This window comes from Streptococcus sp. 1559 (genome assembly GCF_013276735.1).
In the GTDB taxonomy this organism is placed as follows: domain Bacteria; phylum Bacillota; class Bacilli; order Lactobacillales; family Streptococcaceae; genus Streptococcus; species Streptococcus pseudopneumoniae.
Map to the genome: position 1 here is coordinate 1 of NZ_VMLO01000138.1, position 2,386 is coordinate 2,386.

Here is a 2,386-nt window from a genome sequence, read left to right on the forward strand (position 1 = left end):
TAAGTGATAAAGTCGGGATAGCACATTTTTTAATCTAATTTGCTAGATTTGATGCTTCTATCTATTTATTCGTAAAAGAAAGCTTTTCTTCAGAAGAAAGCTAATCGCTTATTTGAAATTTTTCCCCTCTGTTGGATAGTCCCGTCTATCTATGTTATAATAAAAGAAGGATTTAAAATCAGAAAAGGAGTATTTATGCTTAAATTAGGTATCATTGGCACTGGCGATATCAGCCACCACTTCATAGAAGCAGCCCATGCTAGTGGGAAATACCAGCTGGTCGCAGTCTATTCTAGGAAACTTGAAACCGCAGCAACCTTTGCTTCTCGCTATCAGGATATCCAACTATTTGATCAATTAGAAGACTTCTTCAAGAGCTCCTTCGATGTAGTCTATATTGCCAGTCCAAACTCCTTGCATTTTGCTCAGGCAAAGGCTGCCTTGTCTGCAGGTAAACATGTCATTCTTGAAAAGCCAGCTGTCACTCAGCCACAAGACTGGCCGGATTTGGTTCAAACAGCTGAAAAAAATCACTGTTTTATCTTTGAAGCAGCTCGTAATTACCATGAAAAAGCTTTCACTATCATCAAAAACTTTTTAGCAGACAAACAAATTTTGGGGGCAGATTTCAACTATGCCAAATATTCTTCCAAAATGCCTAACTTGTTGGCTGGGCATACGCCCAATGTCTTTTCAGAGCGTTTTGCTGGTGGAGCACTTATGGATTTGGGGATTTATCCTCTCTACGCTGCCGTTCGTCTCTTTGGAAAGGCTGAGGACGCAACCTACATGGCTCAACAGCTTGACAATAGCATGGACCTAAATGGAGACGGTATCCTCTTCTACCCTGACTTTCAAGTTCATATCAAGGCTGGGAAAAACATCACTTCCAATCTTCCTTGCGAAATTTACACAACAAATGGAACCTTGACCCTCAACACGATTGAGCATATTCGCTCAGCTATTTTTACCGACCACCAAGGCAATCAAGTCCAGCTCCCTATTCAACAGGCTCCTCATACGATGACTGAGGAAGTCACTGCATTTGCACACATGATTCAGCAACCAGACCAGACACTTTACCAGACTTGGCTGGATGATGCAGGCTCTGTTCATGAGCTACTATATACCATGCGCCAGACTGCTGGCATTAGATTTGAGGCAGAAAAATGAAAAGCAAACTACCTACTGAATGGCAAGAACTAAGTGACCAACTCGGTTTCCAAGAATTTACCCCCATTCAAACTCAACTATTTGAGCCCATTCTTGCAGGAGAAAATCTTCTAGGAGTAAGTCCAACAGGAACCGGTAAGACCCTAGCTTACCTCCTACCAAGTCTTCTCAGACTACAAAAGAAAAAAGCGCAGCAACTCTTGATTCTAGCACCAAATACAGAGCTTGCTGGACAGATTTTTGATGTATGTAAAACGTGGGCTGAGACTATCGGCTTGACTCCCCAACTCTTCTTATCAGGTTCGAGCCAGAAACGCCAGATTGAACGCCTAAAAAAAGGACCAGAAATTCTGATTGGAACTCCTGGACGTATCTTTGAACTCATTAAATTGAAAAAAATCAAGATGATGAATGTGGAAACCATCATCCTGGATGAATTCGACCAATTGCTAGATGATTCTCAGATTCACTTTGTTGAGAAAATCACTCACTACGCACCGCGTGACCACCAACTGGTCTACATGAGTGCCACGACTAAGTTTGACCAAGAAAAGATTGCGCCAAACACACGTACCATTGATCTCTCTGACCAAAAACTGGATAACATCCAACATTTCTATATGCAGGTAGACCAACGTCACCGAGTGGATATGCTACGAAAACTAGCTCATGTGGAGGATTTCCGCGGTCTGGTCTTCTTTAACAGCCTATCAGACCTTGGAAGTGCAGAGGAAAAATTACAGTATCGGGATATCTTGGCTGTTTCTCTCGCTAGTGATGTTAATGTCAAATTTAGAAAAGTCATCTTAGAAAAGTTTAAAGACAAGCAACTAACCCTGCTTCTAGCAACAGACCTTCTGGCACGTGGAATTGATATCGATAGCCTAGAATGTGTCGTAAACTTTGATATTCCTAGAGATATTGAAACCTACACTCACCGTGCTGGCCGTACTGGCCGTATGGGCAAGGAAGGTTATGTTATCACTCTCGTCACTCATCCAGAAGAACTTAAAAAACTTAAGAAATTTGCGAGCGTACGTGAAATTGTCTTGAAAAATCAAGAACTCTATATTAAATAAAGCCCCATCGCTCTATACACATCCAGTGTATGGAGCTTTTTATAAGCAATTCAATTTTATACTCTTCGAAAATCTCTTCAAACCGCGTCAGCTTCGCCTTGTCGTATGTATGGTTACTGACTTCGTCAGTCTTA

The 2,386-nt window shown here is 41.5% G+C and carries 2 protein-coding genes; both read left to right on the forward strand.

The features are described 5' to 3' along the window. The first annotated feature begins 195 nt into the window (after positions 1–195). Positions 196–1,173 carry a Gfo/Idh/MocA family protein gene (locus HT688_RS11435; RefSeq protein WP_000915857.1) on the forward strand — a complete coding sequence of 326 codons (978 nt, stop codon included), beginning with the start codon at positions 196–198 and terminating at the stop codon, positions 1,171–1,173. Next, positions 1,170–2,252, forward strand: a complete 1,083-nt coding sequence (locus HT688_RS11440) for a DEAD/DEAH box helicase (RefSeq protein ID WP_000837546.1) — start codon at positions 1,170–1,172, stop codon at positions 2,250–2,252. Before HT688_RS11435 ends, HT688_RS11440 begins: the two co-directional genes overlap by 4 nt. Positions 2,253–2,386: the final 134 nt, after the last annotated feature.